Source organism: Haloarcula sp. H-hyl6, from assembly GCF_056934455.1.
The window spans coordinates 341,602-358,023 of the sequence record NZ_JBRIIK010000003.1; the positions used below are offsets into that span (position 1 = coordinate 341,602).

Here is a 16,422-nt window from a genome sequence, read left to right on the forward strand (position 1 = left end):
CCAGACGCGCCCCGGCAGGCGAATCCGACAATTTATCACGGTTTATCCGGAAGGCTAGCGTGATGCAAACCCTGACTGCGGAGCAACGGGAGTACGCTGAGCGTGCGGAGTCGGTCGCGGCGGAGTTCGCCGACGACGCCTACACGTGGAACGGCGACGTCCCGTGGACGAATCTCCAGCGACTCGCCGAGGCGGACCTCTACTGTCCGTCCATCTCAGAGGAGTACGGTGGCCAAGGGCTGTCCGACGTGACGGCCATGCTCCTGACTCAAGCGGTCGGACGCGAGTGTCCGGACACGGGGTGGTTCACCTACATGCAGAACATGGTCGCCCCGCGGGCCATCGACCTGTTCGGGTCCGAGACGGTGAAAGAGGAGTTCCTCCCGGCCGTGACGACCGGCGAGAGCTTCGTCTCTATCGCCATCTCGGAACCCGACGCCGGGTCCGACGTCGGGTCGATGACGACGGAAGTCACCGAGGAGGACGGGCAACTGGTCTGCAACGGCGAGAAGACGTGGGTCGGGGGCGTCCCGTTCGGCGACGCGGCGGTGACGTGGGTCCGGTTCCCCGAGGGACTCGGGTCGGTGGTCATCCCCTACGACGACCCCGGCGTCGAAATCGAAGAAGTCTACACGAACATGGCCGGCTACGCCCAGACCCACTTCACTATCGACGACGTCGTCGTGCCAGAGAGTTACGTGCTCACGCGGGGCAAGGAGGCGTTCAAGGAGCAACTCGTCTCGCTCAACTGGGAGCGACTGGGGAGTTCGATTCTCACGGTCGCCTGGGCGGAGGCGGCACTGGAACAGGCGCTGGCCTACGCGGAGGAGCGAGAACAGTTCGGCCAGACGCTCGACGAGTTCCAGGGCATCGAGTGGAAACTCGCCGAGATGTACCGACAGGTCGAGACCGCCGCCTCGCTGGCGTACATGTCTGCGGCGGGGGCACAGGGTCACGACCAGCCACCGTCCCGCCTCCAAACGTCGACCGCGAAACTCCACTGCTCGCAGATCGTCGAAGACGTCGTCAGCGAGGCCGTCCAGATAGTCGGGGCCCGCGCCTATCAGCAAGGGCACCCGCTGGAACACCTCTACAGGTTCGCCCGCAGCAGACGCATCGCCGCGGGCACCGACGAGATGCAGTTGAACACCATCGCCCGCGCGCTGAAGGCGGACGGTCTCCCAGCCGTCTCTGACCGGTAACGTTCCGTCTCTCGCCGCCTGACTCGCTCAGCGGTCGTACTCGGGTTCTCGACCCTCGTTGAACGCGGCCACGGCTTCCTTGTGTTCGGCGTCGACGACGCAGTCCCACTGGTACTCGGCCGCCTTGCGGCAGTAGTCGTCGAAGCTCTGTTGGGGGTCCACGAGGCGGTTGGTGTGTTGGACCGCCGTCGCGGGTTTGTCCCGAATCTCCGCGGCGAGGTCGCCGGCCGCCGCCAGCGCGTCCTCGGCCTCCTCCACAGCGAGACCGATGTCCACGGCGTCCTCCGGAGTGATGTCCCGCCCGGTGAGGAGGTACTCGCGGGCCTTGGACTCGCCGACGAGGCGGGGCAACAGCCACGCGCCGCCGTCGCCGGGCACCAGTCCGACGTTGACGAACCCCTCGCGCATGACGCCCTCCTCGCCTACGACGCGCAGGTCACAGGCCAGCGCGAAGTCACAGCCAGCGCCGATGGCCGGCCCGTTCACGGCGGCGATAGAGGGGGTCGCCATCGTCCGGAGGTTCCACACGAACTGCTGGATGAGCCAGAGGAACGCGCCGTACTCCTCCGGGGACTGCTCGTCCCAGTCGGGCATCTCCGTGGTGTCGGCACCGGAACAGAAGCCCTTGCCTGCGCCGGTCAACACGAGCGCGTACACGTCGTCGTCCGCTTCGGCGGTCCGGGCGGCGTCGTTGAGTTCGAGGACGGTGTTCCGTGTGAAGGCGTTGTACACGTCGGGGCGCTCGATGGTGATAGTCGCGATACCGTCGGTCACGCCGTAGCTGATGTCGTCGTACGCTTCCATGGCCGTCGTATCGGTCCGTCCCCTCATATAACTGGCCGGTTCGCCCCTCGTCGGCTACCCCACGATTTATTATCTCAGACGCGGATACACGAGTAGCGACCGGCTTACGACCGGAGACTCGGTCCCGAGCGCAAGCGGCGGCTACGGAGGCCGCCGTCCGGCACTGAGTCCCCACTCAACAGACAAATGTCTCCCTTCACGGACGGTGGCAGTAGGACGCCACCAGCGACAGTCGCATCGCTCGTACTGACCACTCGGCGCACCAGCAGTGTCGAGGTGACCGCTCGTGACCCGTAGCCCGGCGTCGGCGGACGGACCGTTCGAGCGTCGACTGTACGGCGACCTGCCGCTCGTCGACGCCGACACCGCGGCGGCGGGCATCGAGGCAGACGCGACGGTGCTCACCAGTGGGTTCGGGAGCGTCGGCTACCCGAAGGCGATACCGCTCGCGCTGGCGGAGGACGACCGGGACCTCGGACTCACCGTCGTCCACAGCGGCAACGTCGGCGAGGAGATAGACGTCGGCCTCGTCGAGTCCGGGGCCATCGACCGCCGCTTCTCGTACCAGTCCTCCAGCGTTGCCCGGTCCGCGACCAATCGCCGCGAGATAGCGTTCAGCGACCGAAACGCTTCGGCCATCGGCGACGAGGTACAGTACGGCGGGTTGGTCGACCCCGACGTCGCGGTGGTCGAAGCCGTCGCCGTCGGCGAAGACTGGTTCGTCCCCTCCACGTCACTCGGGCAGGTCCCGGCGTTCGTCGAGGCCGCCGACAGTCTCGTGGTCGAACTGAACCACAGACAGCCCCTCGAACTGCAGGCGCTCCACGACATCTATCGGCCCGGGAAACCGCCGAACAGGGACCCGGTCCCGCTCTCTACCCCGGGCGAGCGAATCGGGACCAGTCACGTCAGTTTCGACCCCGAGAAACTCGTCGGCGTCGTCGAGACCGACGTCGCCGATTCGACGTACTCCTTCCGCGACCCGACGGACGACGACCTCGCTATCGCGGCCAACCTCGGGTCGTTCCTCGCCCGGGAGATGGACCGCTCGCCGGTGTTCGACGACGCGGTTCATCTCCAGTTCGGCGTCGGGTCGCTCGGCAACGCGCTGATGGGTGAACTGAAGGAACTCGACTTCGGCGGGCGGGACGTGGTGTACTTCGGCGAACTCATCCAGGACGGTCTCTTCGACATGCTCGACGCCGGACGCCTCGAGTGTGCGAGTGCGACGTCCATGGCGCTCACCGAGGAAGGGCAGGAACGACTCTTCGAGGACGTCGAACGTTACGCGGAGGACATCGTCCTCCGACCGGCCGACGTCGCCAACCACCCGGGTCTCATCGACCAGTTCGGCGTCGTCGGCGTCAACAGCGCCATCGAGTTCGACATCTACGGCAACGTCAACTCCACGCACGTCGGCGGGTCGCGGATGATAAACGGCGTCGGCGGGTCGGCGGACTTCAACCGCAACTCGCTTGTCACCGTCTGTGCGCTCCCCTCGACGCTGAAGGGGGGCGACATCTCGCGGGTAGTCCCGATGACGTTCCACGTCGACCACACGGAACACGACGTCGACGTGTTCGTCACCGAACAGGGCGTCGCCGACGTGCGCGGCCTCTCGCCGGTCGAGCGCGCCGAGGAGATAATCACCCACTGCGCCCACCCAGAGTTCACTGCGGACCTGCGCGCGTATCTCGACGACGTGAAACGACAGGACAACCACATCCCGCACGACGTCGAGCGGGCGGCGAACTGGCAGTAAGACCGACGTCGCGGATTCCGACGCAATCACTTCTGGTGGCATAGGACCCGTCGTAGCGGCCGCACCGCTCGCGGGGAGTGAACGATGGACGACGAGAAAACGGATTCGGAGGCCGGCCGACTCAGATAGTGGTCGTGGACCCGCCAAACAGGTAGAGGTAGGCCCACCAGACGTAGCCGGCGGTGAGGGCGATGCCGGTCAGCAGTTCGAGCACGGTGACGTAGGTGTCACCGTGGGTCTCGCGGAACTCCTGAATCATCTCGACTCTGTGCCACACCGGCATGAGCGGGTCGGGAATTATCTCGCCGAGGCCGCCCGCCTGCGACGTGTCGACCATGTCTTCGGGTGCTTCCTCGTTGGAACTCATTGTTTCACCCCCTTCGTGAACGGGAGATTGAGGCCACGGAACATCACCTTCTCACCGACGAAGACGCCCGCGAACACGACGATGCCAGCGAACTTGACGACGTCGGACGGGAAGGTCATGATGAGGACGCCGAGGACGGCCAGTCCGGCCCGGAGGAGCACCTTCCGGCCGGGACGCATCCTGAACGGGTAGTTCAACCCGTATATGATTGCGATAGCGCCCAGCATGACCAGCGTCCCGACGACCAGCGTGTTGAGGCCGATGCTCATCGCGATGAGGCCGGGGTTGTAGACGAACGCGACCGGCAGGACGAACAGCGGCGCGGCAATCTTGATGGCCGCGCCGCAGGTCTTCCAGAAGTTCGCCTCGGCGATGCCCGCCGCGACCACCGCCGCCGTGGCCACCGGCGGCGTGATGCCGGCCAAGATTGCGGCGTAGAAGACGGTGTAGTGGGCCGTAATCTTCGCGACGCCGAAGTCGGAGACGAACGTCGGGACGATGAGGATGGCGACGATGACGTAGGCCGCCACCGTCGGCATGCCGACGCCCATCAGGATGGCGACGGCCATCCCCAGCAGGACGGCGAACAGCAACACGCCGCCGGAGATGTTTATCATCAAGAGCGCTATCTTCGCCGGGACGCCGGTCGTCCCGAAGATGTTGACGACGCCGCTGATGACGACGAGGATGATGGCGATGGGCGCGAGGATGATGGCCCCGCGACGGAACCCGAACACCGTGTTCTTGACCTGCGTGACGAATTCGGCCCCGGGTGAGGTGTCCGAACTGTCCACGAGGCGCTGGATGGTCGGCATCGTGATGCCGGTGACGACCATGGCGATGACGGTGTACAGCGCCGACGTCATCACCGTGAACTGGGCGATACCCAGCAGGTAGATGAGCACCCCGAACGGGATGCCGAACCGAATCGCCTCGAACAGTTTCTGCTGGCTGGTGAGGTGTTCGTCGAAGAACTCCGAGAACTCCATGTCCTGGCTGCTGGAGTCGCTGAGCGCGGTGTAGTGCACCGCGATACCGATGGAGGCGACCAGAATCGCGGCCGGAACCAGGCCGGCGACGACGATGTTGAGGTACGGAACGCCGAGGTACGACGCCATGACGAACGCGGACGCGCCCATGACCGGCGGCAGCACCTGTCCCGACGTCGAGGCGACGGCTTCGATGCCGGCCGCGCGGTGGCCGGCCATCCCACTCTCCTTCATCGTCGGGATGGTGAACGAACCGGTCATGGCGGCGTTGGCGGTGTAGGACCCGTTGATAGAGCCGATGACTGCCGAAGAGAGGACGGCGGTCTGGGCCACCCCGGACTCGACGTACTTCGCCGCCACGATGGCGATACGCAGTATCAGGTCGAACGCACCGTAGGCGAACAGCAACCCGGCGTACAGCAGGAACGGAGCAATCCACGACGCCGTCAACTGCGTGAGCGACCCGTAGAAGCCGTACAGGTCGGTGACCGTCGCCTGCAGGAGGGTTAGTTCGCTCATCCCGGCGTGGCCGAGGACGCCGGGGATGACGTTCCCGTATAGGGCGTATATCATCACGCCGACGACCAAGCCGAGGAACAGGTTCCCGAACTCGCGCCACGTCAGGTACAACAGCGAGATGATGATGAGACGGGCCAGCATGTACTCGTGCGTGAGGGCGAACCCCTGCCGCAGGAGGTAGACGGCCTCGAAGTTCAGCGCGAAGTACGCGGAGGCCGTGATGAGCACTATCGAAGACGGTAACAGCACTGCGCTGTCGACCCAGTCCCCTTCTTCGAGGGCTTCTCTCGTTTCGTTGAGTGCGTACACCGTCATGATGCCGCCGACGAAGATGGTGGCGTATCTGACCGTCGACCACGTCTGAGTGTACGACCACGCGATGACGATGGCCCAAAACGCCAAGGCGGCGCCCGTGACGGTGACGTCCAGTCCTCGGAGTAGCTTCGACGCCCGACCAGTGTGTTCCGTTTGTGTGCTCATGATTGGTAGTATATAAAGAACGGCTGGTCCCCGTCAGCGGCGGGAGCCGAGACCGGTCCGAAAGCTCGCTTACTGCCCGCCCTCCTGCAGGTTGCTGTCCCACGCGTCGTTGTCCTTGTAGTACTGGACTGCGCCGGGGTGGACGGGGATGTTCTCCCGGGCGGAACCCAGCATGTCACTGGTGGACTCGAAGTCGTTGAACTGCTCTTCGCCCTCGTTGACGACGTCGTTGTGCTCGTCGACGACGCGACACAGTTCGTAGACGGCCTCGTTGTTCGCCTCGGGGTTGAAGGTGTAGTTGACCTCCAGGTCCCAGTGGAACAGTTCGTCGGTCCCGATGTCCTGGTTCCCCAGTTGCCAGTCGCTGTACGAGGTGCGGCTGGCGCCGGCGCCGGCGAAGGACTCCGCGGATTCGATGAGCGCGTCGGTCGGTTCGACGTAGTGGACGTCGAGCCGCGACGCGATTTCGGTGACCCAGCCGGTGTACCGCACGCCGGGGGTCCCGTAGGCGATACAGGCGTCGATGTTGCCCTCCTCCATCGCACCGGGGGCGGAGTCGACCCCCATGTTCTGGATGCTCATCTGCTCGTAGACGTCGGCCGTCGGGTCCTGCGACCACACGTCGAGGGTCGTCGCACGCGTCGAGTAGCCCGGTTCGGCGGGGTAGACGTTCGCGCCGGCCAGGTCGTCGAACGTCTCGATGCCCGTGCCGTCCCGGGCGATGACGTAGATGCTGTACGGGAACGCGTAGAACCCGTAGTAGGGGATGCGAGAGACCGACTGCTCCGAGAACCGGCCCGTGTCGTTGATGGCCTTGTTCAGCGAGTTGTTGTCGGTGATACCCGCGTTGAACTGGTTCTGGGCCATCCGGTAGATGGTCCCGATGTACCCTGGGCTCTCGATTGTCGAGTAATCCAGGGTATCGCTCGTCTGACTGACGGCACGCTCGACTGCCAGGCCCACGTCGCGCGTCCCACCGGCCGACGTACCGACGCGCAGCGACAGGTTTCCGCCTCCGCCGTCGCCGCCACTGCTTCCGTCGCTACTGCCGTCGCCGCCACTGCTTCCGTCACTTCCGCCGTCACTCCCGCCGTCGCTTCCGCCGTCGCTGCCACTTCCACCGCCGTCACCACCGTCGCCACCGCAACCGGCGAGTCCGATTACACCTGCGGTTGCCGCTCCGTACAAGAACTTGCGCCGCTGCATACCATCTTCCGACATGTCCATTGAACCCAAAATCGGGCATCCTTAACAATCTATCTGTTTAGTCCACCAACGACCGTTACGTATATTGGGTACGTGACTGCTGCTTGAAAATTAGCGTCGACTGTCGCCGTCACTAGGAGAGCGACACCATCACCGGGCACTCCGCCGACAGCATCACCGACTGCGTGACGCTGCCGAACAGTACCTTCCCCGTCGGACTCCGCTTGCGCCCGCCCATGACGATGCTGTCTGCGTCTATCTCCTCGGCGACGGCGAGAACCTGCTCGGCCGTGTCGCCGTGTTCCCGGCGTTTCGTCACCGTCACGCCGGCCGATTCGAGACGGTCTTCCACCGTGTCGACGCTCTCGGGGAAGTTGTCTTCGTCCCAGACGTCCTCGGACTTCACCGGACCGCCTTCCCCGGAGACTTCGAACTCCTCGAAGACGTTCAACAGGACTACCTCCACCGCCTCGGACGCGGCCGGGAGCGATTCGACTGCTTCCGCGGCTGACAGCGCTCGGTCTGTACTCTCGTCGACCGGCATGAGTACTCGGTACACGCTAGCGACTCGCGTGTCATCGGTAATAAATATGCCTCTGGTCGCGGGGCGCAGTTATCGGGTCACCGGGGCCTCGACGGACCCGATAGACTCGACGGTCGCCCGCACGTGGTCGCCGGGGTCGATGGGGTGTGCGCCCGGGGTGCCGGTGCTGAACAGGTCGCCGGGTTCGAGCGTCATCACCTCGGAGTGGAACGAGACTATCTCCTCGGGCGGGAACAGCATGTTCCGAATCTCGTTCTCGGCCTCGACGGTTCCGTTGACCTCCGTCTGGACGGTCACGTCGGTCAGGTCGAGCGGTTCCTCGGGGACGACGAGCGTCGGGCCGACGACGAGGAACGTGTCGTAGCTCTTCGCCCGGGTGAGAAAGCGGGGGTTGCGCTGGAGGACGTCCTCGGCAGTCATGTCGATGACCGGAAGGTATCCGGCGACGACGTCGTCGACGGCCGCTTCGTCGACGTTCCGGCACTCCCGGCCCATCACGACCGCCAGTTCGGCCTCCGCTGTCACGCGTTCGCTCTGGGACTCGGGCGGCAACCGGATGGGGCCGCCGGGTCCCGTGAGGACCGTCGGCGGCTTCATGAAACTCGCCGGTTCGTCCGGGCGCTGTTCGTCCAAGTCGCCGGCGTGTTCTGCGTAGTTCAGGCCGATACCCCAGAGCTTTCCGAACCGTTCGAGCGGCGGACCGAACGTGTGGTCGGCCGCCGGAACGCGTTCGGCGGGTGCGTCGTCGACGTCGCCGAGCGTCCCCGCGGCGGCCCGTGGGAGCGCCTCGCGGACGCTGTTGAGGTCGGGTTCGACCGCGCCGAGGGGAACGAACCCGTCCCCGTCACCGAGGAGCGGCCGACCGCTCGCGGTGCGTGCGAGGTACTTCATTCCTCGCGGTCCGTCCAGAAGTCGAACGAGCGGCCCGGTGCGAACACGTCGAGGCCGACCGCCAGTTCGTCGCCGGTGTTCTCGACCCGGTGGGTCTCGTTCGATTCGAGCAGCACCGAGTCGTTCGGTTGGAGGGTGACCTCGTCGTCCTCCGTGGCGACGGTGAGTTCGCCTTCGAGGCAGAGACACACCTGTTCGTTCTCGTGGTCGTGCATCGGGGAACTGTGTCCCGGCGGCTTCTCGAACCACTCGAAGGAGAACTGGTCGCTTCCGGCCATCGAGACGCGGCGCCACCCGTCCTCCGGTTCGTACGTCTCGGCGTCGTCGAACGGGACGGGCTTCATAGGTTCGCCCCCGTCGACCCGCCGTCGATGGGCAGGGCAGTCCCGTTGATGAACCCGGACTTCGGCGAGGAGAGGAACGCGACGGTGTTGCCCAGTTCCATCGGGTCACCGATGCGCTCCAGCGGGTTGCCCGCCCAGCCCTGCAAACCCTCCTCGTAGGAGTCGTACTCGCCGCGCTCGACGGCGGCGTTCACGAGGTCCTGAATCCGCGAGGTTTCGTGCGGCCCCGGAAGGACGGCGTTGGCCCGCACCTCGGGTGCGAGTTCCTTCGAGAGCGTCTTCTCCAGCCCGATGACGCTCATCCGGACGGAGTTCGACAGGACGAGGCTGTCGAGCGCCTCTTTGACGCTCCGGGATGTGATGTTGACGATGGTGCCGTGGTCGCTCTCGCGGAGGTGAGGGGCCGCCTCTCGGGCGAGTCGGACGACGCTCATCACGAGGAGGTCGTAGGCGTGTTGCCAGTCCTCGTCGTCGGTGTCCATGAACGCACCCGACGGCGGGCCGCCGGCGCTGGTCACGAGGTGGTCGAGGCCGCCGAACTCCTCGACGGTCGCCTCGACGAGCGCCGCCGTCTCGTCGGCGTCGGTGAGGTCACCGGACTGTGCGAGTACCTCGCCGGTGGCGACCTCCTCGATTTCCGCTTTCGCCTCGGCCAGTCGGTCCTCGTCGCGGCCGTTGATGACCACGTCGACGCCCTCGCGGGCGAGTGCTTTCGCGGAGGCCTTGCCGAGTCCGCTGGACGATGCTGTCACGAGCGCTGCGTTGCCGTCTATCTGCAGGTCCATGTCACACCCAATCAGAGTCATCCGTGAAAACGTTTCTGTACAGGCAACCGCCACAGCAGCTACGACTCGGAGAAGCCGGCCGTCCCGTCACCGAACGTGAGCGACCCGCGGTCGAGGACTGTCGCGGCTTCCGGGAGGTCTGGAAGCACCGGCTCGGAGACCCACATTTCGCCGAGGTCCTGCGTGTTCTGTATCCAGAGAATGCGGACGGTCTCTGGGTCGTACCCGCCGAGCGCGGCCAGGGCCGTCCGGACGGCGAACTCGTCGTCGGGCGCTACGAGGGGGAGCTTCGCCTTCGCCAGCGACCCGCTCGTGAGCGCGTTGGCGTACGTCTTCCGGAAGTCGAGTTGGTCGAGTGCGGCCCGTCGAGTGATGTCGGCCAACCCGATGCCGTTGCCGTTGCCCTTCGTCGCCTCGGTCAGGCCGCGTGCGTAGATGAGCTTTATTTCGGGGGTCCCCGGGTCGTCGGCGTTGAGGACGCGGTAACGACCGATGACGTTCGTGTCCATCCCGGCGCCGGAAATCTCCTTTCCGAGTTCGTCGACCACAAGTAGGTCCACCTCGTCGACGGGCAGGGTCGGCATCGCCTCGTTCGCCCGTTCCAGCAGGTCGGGTTCCCGGTCGAAGAAGGACCCGGTCCGGACGCCTTCGACGTGACATATCTCCTCTTCGAAGTTCTCGACGAGCGCGATACCGCCCAGTAGCGGCGTGTTCGACTCGATGACGGACAGGGCGGTCCGGAGGGTCTCGACGTATCCCTCGGCGATTGCCGTCGAGTGGAACGACTTCGCGCCGCGTTGCTTGCCCAGTCCGACGACGGTCATCTTGGTCAGGCCGCTCTCCACTGGGCCGGAGAAGTTCGTGTGGGCCTTGACGCGGTTCACGACGAGGACGGCGTCGGCCTCCAGCGCCGCAGTCGAGAAGTACACCGGCATCTCCGTGTCGCCGACGGTCACCGTCTCCAGTTTCTCAGCGTCCATCCGGGCGTCTATCGGCGCGCCCGTTCGGCTCTCGGTGATGTCGAGCGTCTCGAGGACCTCCCGCTGGCCGTCGGCCGTCGCCCCGCCGTGACTCCCCATCGCGGGGACGAGGACGGGGTCGAACCCGCGCTCTGCGAGGTCCGAGACGACGCCAGCGGCGATGTCCTCGATGGCGTGGATACCGCGGCTGCCGACGCCGACGGCGACGGTGGCACCGTCTGGGAGGTCGTCGAGCGCCAGTGCGTCGAGTTCGGCCCGTGCCGCGCCGGCGGGGTCAGAGACCGTCTCGGTCGGTGGTTCGTAGCGGACCCGCGCGAATGTCGGGAGGGGCTGCGGGTCGATGAGGTGGTCGACGTCACTGCGTTCGGGTACGTCCATACGGAGTCGTGTGGACGGCGGCGTACAAATGTCTGGGTGGTAAGTATTGCCGTGACAGCCGACTATTACTCGGTGTGTCGCGCCGCTGTGCGTATGGAAATCGCAGAGGTGGCGTCGTTTCCGATAGAGATACCGCTCGAGTCCCCGGTGTCCTTCTCCAACCGGACGCTCACGTATCGCGACCACGCGATAACGTACGTCCGGACGGCGGACGGACTGGAGGGCGTCGGGTACTCGCTCGGCTACGAGGGGGCCGGCCTCGTCTCGGAGGCCGTGGAGTCCCTCCTCGAACCGATGCTCGTCGGCGAGGACCCGCGCGACACCGAACGACTGTGGCAGGAGATGTACGACGGTACGGTGCAAATCGGCCGGGCTGGACTGCTGTTGCGGGCCATCTCGACGGTCGACATCGCGCTGTGGGACCTGAAGGCGAAGGCCGCCGTCGAACCGCTGTACAAGCTGTTGGGCGGTTACGCCGACACCGTCCCCGCCTACGCCAGCGGGGGCTACTACCGCGACGACAAGGGCCACGAAGGACTGCGCGCGGAGATGCGCCGATATCTCGACGAGGGCCACGACGTCGTCAAGATGAAGGTCGGACGCCGCTCGGTGAGCGAGGAGGTCGACCGCGTGGCGGCCGTCCGCGACGAGATAGGGCCGGAACGGACGCTCCTGCTGGACGCGAACGGCGTCTGGTCCTCTCCGACGGAGGCCATCCGGGCGTGTCGCGCGTTCGAACCGTACGACCCCTACTTCATGGAGGAACCCGTGATGATAGACAAGGTCGAGACGATGGCCGAAGTCAACGACGCTATCGACTACCCCGTCGCCACCGGCGAACTGGAGGGGACGCGGCACAACTTCGCCCGCCTCCGGGACACCGGCGCGGCGAGTATCCTCCAACCGGACGCCACCGTGTGTGGCGGTATCACGGAGTGGCTCCGCATCGCCAACTACGCGGCCGCCTACGACGTGCCCATCGCGCCGCACTACAACTGGAACCTCCACGCGTCCCTGCTGGGGGCCGTCGAGAACGGCCTCTGGATAGAGTACTTCTACCGGGACATGGACGTGAAGGTGTTCGACGACGTGGTGGCCGACCCCTTGGCACCCGACGACAACGGTCAGATTTCCCTGCCGAACACACCCGGCCACGGTGTACCGCTCGACGAAGACGCACTCGACGAATTCAGACAATGAGAGACTACTCAGACCAGATAGCGAACCGCGACCCGAACCGCGACGTAGAGATAACCGACATCAAGACCTGCGTGGTCGAAGGCAACTTCGAGTGGAACCTCATCAAGGTCGAGACGGACGCCGGCGTCACGGGCATCGGCGAGTCCTACCGGGGCGGCGGCGTTCCGGAACTCGTCGAGTACACGAAGCGGTTCCTCCTCGGGGAGAACCCCTTAGACGTCGAACGACTCGTCCGATACATCTTCCAAGAGATGTCCGGACACGGCGGGACGACCGGCAAGGTCGTCACGGCGGCCTCGGGCATCGAAGTCGCTCTGTGGGACGCCGCCGGGAAGATTCTCGGCCTCCCTGTCTACCAGTTGCTGGGGTCGAAGTACCGCGACGAAGTCCGCATCTACTGTGACTGTCACGCCGGCGAGGCCTACGCCGTCGAAGACGGCGCGACTGCCTACGCAGAAGCCGACGCGTACTCGCCGGAGGCGTACGCCGCCGAGGCGGCCCGCGTCACCGACATGGGATTCACCGCGCTGAAGTTCGACCTCGACCTACCCGCGGACAACGACCCCGACCCGTACAACGGTCGACTGACCAACGCCGCCATCGAGGAGAAACGCCAAATCGTCGAGGCGGTGCGCGACGAAATCGGCTACGACGTGGACCTCGCGTTCGACTGTCACTGGGACTACTCCGTCGAGAGCGCGAAGCGCCTCGCTCACGAACTGGAGGAGTACAAGCTGATGTGGCTCGAAGACCTCGTCCCGCCGGAGAACATGGACGCCCAGAAGGAGGTGACGAAGGCCACGCGGACGCCAGTCGCCACCGGCGAGAACCGCTTCAGGGTGTTCGAGCTATCGGAACTCGTCTACGAGCACGGCGTCGACGTCATCACGCCGGACCCGACGACGGTGGGCGGCCTCGCCGAGACGATGCGGGTCGCCGACCGGGCCGAGGAGAACTACATGCCGATGTCGCCCCACAACGTCTGCAGTCCCGTCGGGACGATGGCCTGCGTCCACCTCGGGGCGGCGACGCCGAACTTCGACCTACTCGAGTACCACGCGTTGGAAGTCGACTGGTGGGACGACATGCTCGCGAGCGACGAACCGTTGATTCAGGACGGCTACATCGAGGTGCCCGAGGAACCGGGACTCGGCATCGAACTGGACGAGGACGTCGTCGAGGAACACCGCCTCGAAGGGACGACCGGGTTCTGAGGGCACACCCTCACATCTGCGGGTAGGGTTATTTCACCGCTGCCGTCTATGTCCGGGTATGCTCGACTACTTCGACATGGAGTCGACGCTCTCGCAAGAGGAGCGACTGCTCGTCGACTCGGCGCGGTCGTTCGTGGAGGGCGAGGTGGACGACGTCGGACAGCACTGGCTCGACGGGACGTTCCCGACCGACCTCGTTCCGAAGATGGGTGAGATGGGATTCTACGCCCCCAATCTGGACGGGTACGGTCTCCCGAACGTCAGCGAGCGCGGGTACGGCCTCCTGATGCGGGAGTTGGAGGCCTGTGACTCGGGGTTGCGCTCGATGGCCTCCGTGCAGGGTGCGCTCGTCATCTACCCCATCCACGCCTACGGCAGCGAGACACAGAAAGAGCAGTGGCTCCCGGCGCTGGCCAGCGGCGAGGCGGTCGGCTGTTTCGGGCTGACGGAGCCACAGCACGGTTCGGACCCGTCCGGGATGGAGACGTACGCGGAACGGGACGGCGACGGCTACGTCCTGAACGGCTCGAAGACGTGGATAACCAACTCGCCCATCGCCGACGTGGCCGTCGTGTGGGCCCGGGACCGGAGTGCAGACGACGACCCGGTTCGGGGCTTCCTCGTCGAGACTGACAGGGACGGGGTCACTACCAACGAGATTCACGAGAAGCTCTCGCTTCGGGCCTCGGTCACCGGCGAAATCGGGCTGAACGACGTCTTCGTCCCGGAGACGAACGTCTTACCGGGCGTCGAGGGGATGAAGGGGCCCCTCTCCTGTCTCACGCAGGCCCGGTACGGCATCGCGTGGGGGGCCGTCGGCGCCGCTCGCGACAGTTTCGAGACTGCGCGGCAGTACGCCGCCGAGCGCGACCAGTTCGGCGGCCCGATAGCTCGGTTCCAACTCCAGCAGGAGAAACTCGCGGAGATGGCGACGCAGATAACGCTCGCCCAACTGCTGGCCCACCGCCTCGCTGAACTGAAGGAGTCCGGGGAGATGCGCCCGCAACACGTCTCGATGGCGAAGCGACACAACGTCAGGATGGCGCGCGACCAGACCCGCGTCGCCCGAGAGATGCTCGGAGGAAACGGCATCACGGCGGATTACTCCCCGATGCGCCACATGGCCAACATGGAGACGGTGTACACCTACGAAGGGACCCACGACATCCACACGCTCGTCCTCGGCGAGGACCTGACCGGCATCGCGGCGTACCACTGACCCTGCCGGCCCGGAGACTGGTCGATTCCGGAGGCCGCCGTGCCGGCCGTTCTCGGCGTCCTCGGGGTCCGAAATCGAGAACCGGCCACCTGATAAGTACCGATAGAGATACTCGTCGCGCCGGTGACGTCTCGCCGTCGACGCGGCTCACTCGGCAATCCGAATCGGGGCCGACGTACTCATCAGCAACAGGCAGACGATACCGACGCCGACGCCGACTGCCGCCGTCGTGACGCCGACCATCCGAACGGCGAGGGCGAACCCGAACTGCGCGTTCGCGACTGCGATAGTGGCCCCCATCAGAACGGGTGTCATCGTCGCTGCCGCGCGTCCGCTCCCCTCGCTGAGACTCACCAGTCCACCGCGGAGCGCGGGCGGCGCGAGCGTGGTGATGACGCTCCGGTATATCGAGAGGACGATTCCGAATCCGACGCCCATGAACACGACACCGACGGCCGCCATCCAGAGCGACGTCGCGAGAAAGACCACGGCGAGACCGACGCCCATAGAGAGGTTCGTCGCCACGAGCGGGTAGAGTCGCCGCTCGAAACGGGCCGTGATGCGACCGGCTTGCGTCGCGGCGAGCGCGTAACTGATGCTCGCGAGGGCCGCCAGCACGCCTGCTTCCGCGGGCGTCCGTCCGAGGACGTCCACGACCACGATGGAGTTGTAGGTGAGGAACCCGAACCAGACGAGGTTCGCGGCGCCGCGGGCGACGACCATCGTCCACGCGCGCCTGTGTGCGACGAGGCCAACTAGGCCGGCGAGTTGCGAGCGGACGTCGCGCTCGTCCCCGTCGTCAGCGTCAGGGTCGACCGGTTCCTCGAACCACAGGTAGACGACGGCGGCGATGGGGAAGGCGATGGCGTAGAGGAGGAACGGATACTGCCACGCGATGCCGACCAGTAGCCCCGCACCCAACGGAAACACGGTCTGTGTGAGTCCGGACCCGGTGAAACGGAACCCCTGTGCTGTGGCCTCCTTGGTCCCGGAGTAGAGGTCTCCGATGCTGGTGATGATGATAGGTGTGAGCGCTGCGAACCCGATGCCCTGACAGAACCGCAACAGCAGGGCCATCCGGAACTCCGAGACGAGAGCGATAGCGGTGCCGGTGATTCCGAACCAGAGGAGGCCGAAGAGGATGACGGGACGGCGACCGTATCGGTCCGCGAGTACTCCGGTGATGGGGATGACAACGACGGCGGGTGCGGTGAACGCCGACATCATCAGGCCGATGTTCGTGGGGGTCGCACCGAGGGGTTCGATGAGCGACCCCAGAACGGGTGAGAGGAGCGCTGTCCCGAGAGGTGGGAGCATGTTCGTGAGGAAGAGCAACTGGAACGGCCGCTCTCGGATGACACCAGCGTCGCTTCCGGCTATCGACGAGAGCGATGCCACGATTGGGCACACTTGCCAATGGGGATTAAATCTGCCTATCGAACAGTCGCCGTCGACTCCCCCACGACGAAATAATTCGCGGGTCGTCACGCCGTCGCGTTCGAACACGTCGAACAGCTTTTTACTTCACGGACCAGTAG

The 16,422-nt window shown here is 65.6% G+C and carries 15 protein-coding genes; 5 read left to right on the top strand and 10 right to left on the bottom strand.

The genetic code is table 11. The annotated features are described in order from the left end of the window. Nucleotides 1-62: 62 nt before the first annotated feature. Nucleotides 63-1,202: an acyl-CoA dehydrogenase family protein gene (locus Hhyl6_RS20050; protein WP_483741023.1), complete on the top strand. Its 1,140-nt coding sequence runs from the start codon at nt 63-65 to the stop codon at nt 1,200-1,202. A 27-nt stretch (nt 1,203-1,229) separates the two neighbouring features. Here the strand turns inward: Hhyl6_RS20050 and Hhyl6_RS20055 are convergent, their stop codons facing one another. Then, nucleotides 1,230-2,006, bottom strand: coding sequence for an enoyl-CoA hydratase/isomerase family protein (locus tag Hhyl6_RS20055; RefSeq protein ID WP_483741024.1), 777 nt, complete (start codon nt 2,004-2,006; stop codon nt 1,230-1,232). Nucleotides 2,007-2,292: 286 nt separating this feature from the next. Here Hhyl6_RS20055 and scpC point away from each other — a divergent pair, with 286 nt between their 5' ends. Next, complete coding sequence (gene scpC, locus Hhyl6_RS20060) at nt 2,293-3,768, top strand: succinyl-CoA:acetate CoA-transferase ScpC (protein ID WP_483741025.1); 1,476 nt, start codon at nt 2,293-2,295, stop codon at nt 3,766-3,768. A gap of 121 nt (nt 3,769-3,889) precedes the next feature. Here scpC and Hhyl6_RS20065 read toward each other — a convergent pair whose 3' ends face one another. From Hhyl6_RS20065 to Hhyl6_RS20100, 8 genes are all read right to left on the bottom strand, one after another. Beyond that, nucleotides 3,890-4,135, bottom strand: a complete 246-nt coding sequence (locus tag Hhyl6_RS20065; RefSeq protein WP_483741026.1) for a hypothetical protein — start codon at nt 4,133-4,135, stop codon at nt 3,890-3,892. Further along, entirely contained in the window at nt 4,132-6,123 is a 1,992-nt protein-coding gene (locus Hhyl6_RS20070) for a TRAP transporter permease (protein WP_483741027.1), read from the bottom strand. The genes Hhyl6_RS20065 and Hhyl6_RS20070 overlap by 4 nt, the downstream gene beginning before the upstream one ends. 69 nt (nt 6,124-6,192) lie before the next feature. After that, nucleotides 6,193-7,329: a TAXI family TRAP transporter solute-binding subunit gene (locus Hhyl6_RS20075; RefSeq protein WP_483741028.1), complete on the bottom strand. Its 1,137-nt coding sequence runs from the start codon at nt 7,327-7,329 to the stop codon at nt 6,193-6,195. 133 nt (nt 7,330-7,462) lie between these two features. Next, entirely contained in the window at nt 7,463-7,888 is a 426-nt protein-coding gene (locus Hhyl6_RS20080) for a universal stress protein (RefSeq protein WP_483741029.1), read from the bottom strand. A 54-nt stretch (nt 7,889-7,942) separates the two neighbouring features. Further along, nucleotides 7,943-8,764 carry a fumarylacetoacetate hydrolase family protein gene (locus Hhyl6_RS20085; RefSeq protein ID WP_483741030.1) on the bottom strand — a complete coding sequence of 274 codons (822 nt, stop codon included), beginning with the start codon at nt 8,762-8,764 and terminating at the stop codon, nt 7,943-7,945. Continuing rightward, nucleotides 8,761-9,108 carry a cupin domain-containing protein gene (locus tag Hhyl6_RS20090; protein ID WP_483741031.1) on the bottom strand — a complete coding sequence of 116 codons (348 nt, stop codon included), beginning with the start codon at nt 9,106-9,108 and terminating at the stop codon, nt 8,761-8,763. Before Hhyl6_RS20090 ends, Hhyl6_RS20085 begins: the two co-directional genes overlap by 4 nt. After that, on the bottom strand, nt 9,105-9,893 hold the full coding sequence (locus Hhyl6_RS20095) for an SDR family oxidoreductase (protein ID WP_483741032.1): 789 nt from the start codon (nt 9,891-9,893) through the stop codon (nt 9,105-9,107). The genes Hhyl6_RS20090 and Hhyl6_RS20095 overlap by 4 nt, the downstream gene beginning before the upstream one ends. A 59-nt stretch (nt 9,894-9,952) precedes the next feature. After that, on the bottom strand, nt 9,953-11,251 hold the full coding sequence (locus Hhyl6_RS20100) for a nickel pincer cofactor-dependent isomerase, group 22 (RefSeq protein WP_483741033.1): 1,299 nt from the start codon (nt 11,249-11,251) through the stop codon (nt 9,953-9,955). A gap of 93 nt (nt 11,252-11,344) precedes the next feature. On the opposite strand from Hhyl6_RS20100, the gene Hhyl6_RS20105 reads away from it, so the two are divergent. Genes Hhyl6_RS20105 through Hhyl6_RS20115 form a run of 3 tightly spaced genes read left to right on the top strand, consistent with a single transcriptional unit; the run spans nt 11,345 to nt 14,884 of the window. Beyond that, the gene (locus tag Hhyl6_RS20105; protein WP_483741034.1) at nt 11,345-12,451 is read left to right on the top strand and encodes a mandelate racemase/muconate lactonizing enzyme family protein; all 1,107 of its coding nucleotides are present in this window, start codon (nt 11,345-11,347) and stop codon (nt 12,449-12,451) included. Continuing rightward, complete coding sequence (locus Hhyl6_RS20110) at nt 12,448-13,665, top strand: mandelate racemase/muconate lactonizing enzyme family protein (protein ID WP_483741035.1); 1,218 nt, start codon at nt 12,448-12,450, stop codon at nt 13,663-13,665. The genes Hhyl6_RS20105 and Hhyl6_RS20110 overlap by 4 nt, the downstream gene beginning before the upstream one ends. 58 nt (nt 13,666-13,723) lie before the next feature. Further along, the gene (locus Hhyl6_RS20115) at nt 13,724-14,884 is read left to right on the top strand and encodes an acyl-CoA dehydrogenase family protein (RefSeq protein ID WP_483741036.1); all 1,161 of its coding nucleotides are present in this window, start codon (nt 13,724-13,726) and stop codon (nt 14,882-14,884) included. Nucleotides 14,885-15,031: 147 nt separating this feature from the next. On the opposite strand, the gene Hhyl6_RS20120 is transcribed toward Hhyl6_RS20115, so the two are convergent. Then, nucleotides 15,032-16,282, bottom strand: coding sequence for an MFS transporter (locus Hhyl6_RS20120; RefSeq protein WP_483741037.1), 1,251 nt, complete (start codon nt 16,280-16,282; stop codon nt 15,032-15,034). Between the last annotated feature and the right edge of the window lie 140 nt (nt 16,283-16,422).

Excerpts from the sequence above, each read along its gene's own strand:
- Hhyl6_RS20095 (WP_483741032.1), bottom strand. The coding sequence starts at position 9,893 with ATGGACCTGCAGATAGACGGCAACGCAGCGCTCGTGACAGCATCGTCC.
- Hhyl6_RS20115 (WP_483741036.1), top strand. The coding sequence starts at position 13,724 with ATGCTCGACTACTTCGACATGGAGTCGACGCTCTCGCAAGAGGAGCGA.
- Hhyl6_RS20065 (WP_483741026.1), bottom strand. The coding sequence starts at position 4,135 with ATGAGTTCCAACGAGGAAGCACCCGAAGACATGGTCGACACGTCGCAG.
- Hhyl6_RS20090 (WP_483741031.1), bottom strand. The coding sequence starts at position 9,108 with ATGAAGCCCGTCCCGTTCGACGACGCCGAGACGTACGAACCGGAGGAC.
- Hhyl6_RS20105 (WP_483741034.1), top strand. The coding sequence starts at position 11,345 with ATGGAAATCGCAGAGGTGGCGTCGTTTCCGATAGAGATACCGCTCGAG.
- Hhyl6_RS20110 (WP_483741035.1), top strand. The coding sequence starts at position 12,448 with ATGAGAGACTACTCAGACCAGATAGCGAACCGCGACCCGAACCGCGAC.
- Hhyl6_RS20085 (WP_483741030.1), bottom strand. The coding sequence starts at position 8,764 with ATGAAGTACCTCGCACGCACCGCGAGCGGTCGGCCGCTCCTCGGTGAC.
- Hhyl6_RS20050 (WP_483741023.1), top strand. The coding sequence starts at position 63 with ATGCAAACCCTGACTGCGGAGCAACGGGAGTACGCTGAGCGTGCGGAG.
- Hhyl6_RS20100 (WP_483741033.1), bottom strand. The coding sequence starts at position 11,251 with ATGGACGTACCCGAACGCAGTGACGTCGACCACCTCATCGACCCGCAG.
- Hhyl6_RS20055 (WP_483741024.1), bottom strand. The coding sequence starts at position 2,006 with ATGGAAGCGTACGACGACATCAGCTACGGCGTGACCGACGGTATCGCG.
- Hhyl6_RS20075 (WP_483741028.1), bottom strand. The coding sequence starts at position 7,329 with ATGCAGCGGCGCAAGTTCTTGTACGGAGCGGCAACCGCAGGTGTAATC.
- Hhyl6_RS20070 (WP_483741027.1), bottom strand. The coding sequence starts at position 6,123 with ATGAGCACACAAACGGAACACACTGGTCGGGCGTCGAAGCTACTCCGA.